The 7,311-nt window shown below is 40.0% G+C and carries 5 protein-coding genes and 1 pseudogene; 5 read left to right on the top strand and 1 reads right to left on the bottom strand.

Annotated features, from left to right (window positions below; all coding sequences use genetic code 11):
- From VFM80_RS02755 to VFM80_RS02745, 3 genes are all read left to right on the top strand, one after another.
- Nucleotides 1–884, top strand: an 884-nt coding sequence (locus VFM80_RS02755; RefSeq protein WP_395069317.1) for a glycerophosphodiester phosphodiesterase, incomplete at its 5' end; no start/stop codon positions are given.
- A gap of 72 nt (nucleotides 885–956) precedes the next feature.
- The gene (locus VFM80_RS02750; RefSeq protein WP_395069315.1) at nucleotides 957–2,615 is read left to right on the top strand and encodes a CTP synthase; all 1,659 of its coding nucleotides are present in this window, start codon (nucleotides 957–959) and stop codon (nucleotides 2,613–2,615) included.
- The gene (locus VFM80_RS02745; protein ID WP_395069313.1) at nucleotides 2,612–3,052 is read left to right on the top strand and encodes an NUDIX domain-containing protein; all 441 of its coding nucleotides are present in this window, start codon (nucleotides 2,612–2,614) and stop codon (nucleotides 3,050–3,052) included. The genes VFM80_RS02750 and VFM80_RS02745 overlap by 4 nt, the downstream gene beginning before the upstream one ends.
- A gap of 1 nt (nucleotide 3,053) precedes the next feature.
- Here VFM80_RS02745 and VFM80_RS02740 read toward each other — a convergent pair whose 3' ends face one another.
- Entirely contained in the window at nucleotides 3,054–5,132 is a 2,079-nt protein-coding gene (locus VFM80_RS02740) for a tetratricopeptide repeat protein (RefSeq protein ID WP_395069311.1), read from the bottom strand.
- 143 nt (nucleotides 5,133–5,275) lie between these two features.
- Here VFM80_RS02740 and VFM80_RS02735 point away from each other — a divergent pair, with 143 nt between their 5' ends.
- Both VFM80_RS02735 and VFM80_RS02730 read left to right on the top strand, forming a co-directional pair.
- On the top strand, nucleotides 5,276–6,931 hold the full coding sequence (locus VFM80_RS02735) for an amidohydrolase (protein ID WP_395069309.1): 1,656 nt from the start codon (nucleotides 5,276–5,278) through the stop codon (nucleotides 6,929–6,931).
- Between the two features lie 125 nt (nucleotides 6,932–7,056).
- A pseudogene (locus VFM80_RS02730) lies at nucleotides 7,057–7,311 on the top strand (radical SAM protein); the annotation flags it as partial.

Below are 7,311 nucleotides of genomic sequence, written 5' to 3'. Positions count from 1 at the left end.
TGATCTTCAGAAGGGTATTCTTATTCTCGGTCATTGTGATGGTTACTTCCTTACAGCTCTCTCTACATGCACAATCAATGCCTGACCAAAAGCTTCCTTTTAAATTATATAATGACAATAACGATGGCTTTGTGGTTATAGCTCATCGTGGAGCAAGTGCCTATCATCCTGAAAATACGATGAGCGCCTTTCGCGCTGCATACGAAATGGGTGCCGAAATGATTGAGCTGGATGTGACACTCAGTAAAGATGGTATCCCGGTAGTAATTCATGACGAGACGCTAGATCGTACTACAAATGGAGCCGGAACAGTTTCTGATTTTTCTCTTGAAGAGCTAAAAAAACTGGACACCGGTTCATGGTTTAGTGAAGAGCATTCGGGGGAGCCGTTTCCCACCCTTGAAGAAGTGCTTGAGTTTGCCAAAGGCAGAGTTTCCCTGAATATTGAAATTAAAACGGAAGCAGTGACTGAAAACGCCCGTGGTGGGATCGAAGAAAAAGCTTTGGAGCTTGTCAAAAAATATGAAATGGCACAACATGTACTGTTCTCAAGTTTTGATTATCGGGTAACAAAGCATTTAAAAGAATTAGATGTTAACATCCCTTCGGCTTTACTATATGAAAAGCAACAATCAACTAAGAGATCTCCTGCTCAACTGATTAAAGACTACAATGCTGATGCCTTTAATTGCAGCTATCGTCAATTTTCAAAAGAATGGGCTAAGGATGCTTCAGAAGCAGGTTTTCCTGTATTTGTGTACACAGTGAATGAAGAGGGACGAATGAAGAAAATGATCAAAAGAGGCGCAACGGGGATTTTTTCAGACAAACCGGATGTACTGAAAGAAGTTGTGGATAACATGTGGAAAAGTAACGGAAGTTAATTACCCTTTTAGATTGAATGGGGAAGGGGAACCTCCTATATTTTACATCCATCAACTACACTCACATCCCGCATGTCTACTAAATATATTTTTGTAACCGGAGGAGTTACGTCATCCCTCGGAAAAGGAATCATTTGTGCATCATTAGGTCGCTTATTAGTAGCGCAAGGTCTGAAAGTCACTATACAAAAACTGGATCCTTATATAAATGTAGATCCCGGAACCATGAATCCCTATGAACATGGTGAAGTATATGTAACAGATGATGGCGCTGAAACAGATCTGGACCTGGGGCATTATGAGCGGTTCTTGGATATCAAAACCTCTCAAAGTAATAATGTTACAACGGGAAGAATTTACTATGATGTTATCACTAAAGAACGCCAGGGAGCTTATCTTGGTAAAACCGTTCAGGTGATTCCGCATATTACGGATGAAATTCAATCGCACGTACTCAAGTTAGGCCAGTCAGGAAATTATGATGTTGTATTGGTTGAGATCGGTGGCACAGTAGGGGATATTGAGAGCTTACCATACATAGAAGCAGTTCGACAATTGCGCTACAATGTAGGAAGGGCAAATACTCTTTCTATACATTTAACATTGGTCCCTTATTTAGCAGCAGCAGGTGAGTTGAAAACCAAGCCGACTCAGCATTCAGTGAAAACACTTTCTGAGAGTGGGTTGCAGCCCGATATTTTGGTCTGCAGAACTGAACATCATCTGGATGAAACAATACGCCGAAAAGTAGCTCAGTTTTGTAATGTTGAAATTGAGGATGTAATAGAATCGGCTGATGCTCAAAGTATCTATGAAGTGCCTCTTTTGATGCAGAAAGAAGGATTGGATAAACGAGTCATTGAAAAGCTGAAGTTAAAAACGACGGAGCCCAAGCTGGATAACTGGATCGGTTTTGTTGAAGCCGTTTGCAATCCTTCCGGAGAGATCAATATCGCCCTTGTAGGAAAATATGTGGAACATCATGATTCCTACAAATCTATTGTGGAAGCTTTTATACATGCCGGCGCAGTTAATGATTGTTTGGTAAACGTCAAATGGATTCAGTCTGACGAGCTAAATGATAAGAATGTCTCAAAGGAGCTTAAAGATGTTTCCGGAATTTTAGTTGCTCCGGGATTTGGAGGGCGAGGTATCAGTGGAAAACTAGCAGCGGTGAAACATGCTCGTGTTAACAGAATTCCATTTTTTGGAATTTGTTTAGGTATGCAATGCGCAGTCATTGAATATGCAAGAAATGTATGCGGTTGGGAAGACGCGAACAGTGCTGAATTTGATGAAAACACTGAGTATCCTATTATCGACATAATGCAGGACCAGAAGGATATAGAAAATATGGGTGGTACCATGCGTCTTGGAAAGTATGATTGTAAACTTCAGAAAGGCACAAAGTCATATGAAGCTTATGGTGTAGAGGATATTGAGGAAAGGCATCGCCACCGGTATGAAGTGAATAATAATTTACGGTATAAACTTACCGAAAATGGGATGATATTAGCTGGTATGAATCCTGAAAGGGATTTGGTTGAGATCGTTGAAATACCTGACCATCCGTGGTTCGTTGGTGTTCAATTTCATCCTGAGCTGAAAAGCACTGTAAATAACCCCCATCATCTTTTTGTTGATTTTGTGAAAGCCAGCCTGAAAAATGCAAAGACCTCGAAGCTATACAAGCCAAAGAAGAAGGGAAAAGCTGTCGCTGATAAATCATGATTCCCGATACCTATTCGAATAAACTCAGGGTTCGTTCGTGTGGGTTGCTGATTGAAGATGACAAGCTGCTGCTGGTAGAGTTAATGTCTCCGGTAACACGAGAATGGATATGGATTCCTCCAGGCGGCGGTGTTGAGTTTGGAGAAACTCTTGAAGAAGCTCTTATCCGGGAATTTCGAGAAGAAACAGGGTTGGAAATATCTGTTGATAAGCAATTACATTTCGAAGAAATAATAGAGCATCCTATCCATGCTATCGAGTTCTATTTTCTGGTGTATAAAGTGAGTGGAACGCTAAAGTTGGGTACCGATCCTGAAGTGAAAGACGAGGCTCAAATTCTAAGAGATCTTAGATATTATTCCCGAGAAGATTTAAAGGGAGTGAATGCTTTTCCTGATTTTGTAAAAGATGATCTTTGGGAAATCATCCGGAAGTAGATCATTTTTTATCTTTAGGAAGAGAAAAACAAAAGGTACTGCCTTCGCCAACTTTACTTTTCACCCGGATGTCACCATTATTTTTTGTAATGAAATTCTGACAAAGCATAAGGCCTAATCCGGTTCCCTTTTCATTATTGGTACCATCAGTGGTATGAAAACTGGTATCTTCAAAAAGTAAATTTACCCTTTCTTCTGAGATACCTACTCCATTGTCCTTAATATAAAATTCTACAGTATCATTCTTTGACTCAGACCAGACCTTGATCTTACCTCCGGTAGGCGTGAATTTTATGGCGTTCGAGAGCAAATTTAAGATCACAAGATTGATCATATTTTTGTCAGCATAAACGGTGGCTTTCTTTTCTAAATCATTACCTATTTCGATGTCTTTTTTATTTGCCTGATGGGAAAGGAGATTCTGATTTTCCTGAAATTGTTCACTCAGGTTAAATACTTCAGGAACTACTTTATAGCCATCAAGCTGACTTCGAGCCCAGTTTAAAAGATTGTTTAAAAGGGAAGTGGTACGCTCAAATTTATCAGCCAGTTCTGGGAGTATTTCCTGGATCTGATCGTTGGTAAGTTCATCCATTTCAGTGAGGGAAATAAATCCATACAGAGAACTCAAAGGCCCTCGCAGGTCGTGAGAGATAATTGAGAAGAGTTGTGTTTTGATCTCATTCATTTCCTCAAGCTTTCGAGCTTGTTCTTTGATCTGATCGTTTTTTTCACGAAGCAAATTATTGGCCTTTTTCCGGAGTGATGAATTTCGATATTGGGCATAAGCTACTATAAGAGCAATTGCAAAAAGGGAAAGTGTTATCAGTAAGAAAATATTTTTTGTAGCTACTTCATTCGCATTATCCAGGTTTTGCTGCTGCTGAGCTTCACGCAATCTTAACTCTTGTTCTCTGTACTTATATTCTGCTTCCAGGCGTCCTACTTCCCGGCTTATTTCATCATTCTTTAGACTGTCTGATAACGTCTTAAACATTTCATGGTAGCTAAGAGCATCATCATAATTTCCCCGTTGTTTATATATCATGTATAGAGTTTCCGAAGATCGGTTTTTCTCAGGCAGTCCTTCAGATTCTTCCGATATCTCGAATGCTTGAGCAGCATACTCAAGAGCTTGATCTGAATCATTCATCTCCAGATGCGTAAGTGCAATACCATTAAGGGATTGAACTTTTTCCAGTTCATTTTCAAGTTCTTCATACACAGCCAGGGAACGGTTGAAATAAGCTAGAGCAGTATGGTATTGATCTTTCAACAGATAAATTTCACCAAGCTTAAAAGTGGATAAACCAAGAGCACGTTGATCAAATATGCCACCCTCAAAGTTTAAGACACGCATCAACTGTTCTTCAGCCTTTTCATATTCTTCTAATTCGTAATAAATGAACCCAAGGTTGACAGGAATTGATATAGTAGGAGTATCTAATGTTTTTAAAGAATCTAATTCAAGAAAGATGTCAAGAGCCTGTTCGTAATCTTCAAGTTTAAGGTAACTCACCCCTATGTTATTCAGGTTTTGAAAAACGCCATGTTTATTTTCAAGTTGCTCAAATAAATTTATAGCCTCAAAAAAATAACTTAATCCGGGTTGATAGCTTCCCTGAGAAGCGTAAGAAATACCTATCAACTGATTCAATAAAGCACGTTCTTTACGGTAAATGTCCTTTCCGGCCAGCTCTAAAGAGGCGCTGGCAATTTCATATACCTTTTGGTATTCGCCTCTGTTAAAATGTACAGTAGAAATAAGATAGTTAGAGTAAAGTAGACCCCTTGTATAACCAATTTCTTTAGCTTTGTTCAGAGCCAGATTTGCATACTTCTTTGTGCTGTCTAATTCTGTATATCGGTAAGCTGAACCTATTTCATTCAGGGTATTAATTGTGGTGCTGTCTGTATCTAACTTTTCATTAGCAGCGTACTGCAGAACTTTCCGAAGGCTATCAATATCTTGTTGTTGACATTCGGCTAACTGTGGGAGAGACAAAAAGAAAAATAAAAGTGAGAATAATTTTAAAAATATACGATCCAAATTTGTGCGTATGTATTTGATATTTGACACTAAATAAACCTTATCCTTTTAACTTTCAATCTGAACAAGAGATTATTACACAAGATTAATAAAGTTTGAAACATATCAGTTTAATTACTTATCAAAACGCATACGTTTCCTTATATTCAAAAAATTCTAATTAATAACAGAAAATGAAAAAGATACTTATTACACTTTTTGCGTTTGCAGTTACCATATCTGCATGCACAAATGATACAGATCAAAAGACTTTCATAAATGCTAACGGCTATACATTTTCAGGAGACTCACTTATTTCTTTTGAAACGATGATCATTGAAAATGGAAAGATCGTTCAGGTTGGGGGGAGTGAACTTTTTGATGAATCTACCGAGGCCGAAGTTATAGATCTTGAAGGTAAAACCGTGCTGCCGGGGCTGATTGATGCTCACGGTCATGTGATGGGACTCGGTTATCAAGAACTGAATGTAAACTTGGCAGGAATAGAAACCCTGGAAGCAACTCTTGATACCATTAAAGCTTATGCTGAAGCTAATCCCGAATTAGAATGGATCCAGGGTAGGGGATGGAATCAGACATTATGGCCTGAAAACGAATTCCCTACCGCTGCCGATTTAGATAAAGTGGTAGATGATCGTCCTGTATGGCTTACCCGTGTTGATGGTCATGCTGCCTGGGCTAATACCAAAGCGATGGAGCTGGCCGGCATTAGCAAGGAAACCCCTGATCCGCAAGGAGGAAAAATAATCCGTGATCGTGCAGGGAATGCTACCGGCGTTTTTGTGGATGCCGCTGAAAATTATATCCAGCAAATTGTTCCGGAACCTACTGAAGTGGAAATGGAACTGGCACTTGAAAAAGCTTTGGAGCAGATGGCAAGAATGGGGCTTACTTCCGTTCATGATGCAGGAATTGGGGTTGATACATGGAATTTGTATAAAGAGTTTGCCGATGCCGGTAAAATGACAACCCGCATCTATGCGATGATAGGTGGTACCGGAAATGCATTTGATGAACTCTCAGAAAATGGCCCCATTGATTCTTATGCGAATGACCGCTTAGCTTTAAGAAGTGTTAAGATCTCCTCTGACGGAGCACTGGGAAGTCGTGGAGCAGCTATGAAAGAGCCTTATTCCGATGATCCCGGAAACCGCGGATTGCTATTCTATGATCAGGAAGAATTAAATGAGATGGTAATGAAGTCGGTGGGTGAAGGTTACCAGACCAACATTCACGCAATTGGTGACCGTGCTAATGATGTGGTGCTGAATGCTTTTGAAAAGGCCAAAGAAGAATATGGAGATCAGGGATTACGTCATCGAATTGAACACGCACAGATTGTTTCATTGGAAGATATCCCACGATTTGCAGAATTGGATCTGATCGCATCTATGCAGGCAACACATGCGACCAGTGATATGAATATGGCTGTAGATCGCGTAGGTCCCGATAGGATCAAGGGTGGCTATGCCTGGCAGAAGTTTTTAGATCAGGGAACGATCATCGCCAACGGTTCCGATTTTCCGGTAGAACATTCCAATCCTTTTTATGGATTGTATTCTTCGGTAACCCGTCAGGATCATGAAGGTAATCCTCCCGGCGGATGGTATCCGGAAGAAGCTTTAAGCCGAAAGGAAGCACTCAAGTCATTTACTATTAATGCCGCTTACGCTGCACACCAGGAAGATATTCTTGGAACGCTGGAAGAAGGCAAATGGGCTGACTTCATTGTGATCGACCGAGATTTGTTTGAGGTACCTGCTATCGAGATATGGCAAACCAACGTACTTCAAACCTGGGTAGCAGGAGAGAAGGTATACGAGGAATAAAATTTAAAAATATATTTTTGTGGTACTTAAGCCTCGTTTAGAAATAAACGGGGCTTTTTATTTTTCATTGGTTTCCTGAACGCGTACATTATATGTGCAATATATGTATAAAATAAAGGAAGCACATGGCAAATTCACGAAATCCGCTAAGAGGAAGGGGAGCCTCAGATAATCCCGTTAATCGGTTTGAGGGAAATTATATTGATTATGATCTGGATGAAGAAACGGGAGAAAAGCCGGCTCCAAAAACGCAGCTTATCAGGGATGCAACCCAATCAGTAATAACCTATAACAAAAGTGAGGATATTGGGTTCAATGCAAGTATAAATCCTTATAGAGGATGTGAGCATGGCTGTATTTACTGTTATGCCCGGCCATAT

The sequence above is a fragment of the Gracilimonas sp. genome (genome assembly GCF_035704785.1).
Taxonomy (GTDB): Bacteria; Bacteroidota; Rhodothermia; order Balneolales; family Balneolaceae; genus Gracilimonas.
The sequence above is the reverse complement of the archived record's forward strand: the minus strand, read 5'-3'. Positions and strand labels throughout refer to the sequence as shown.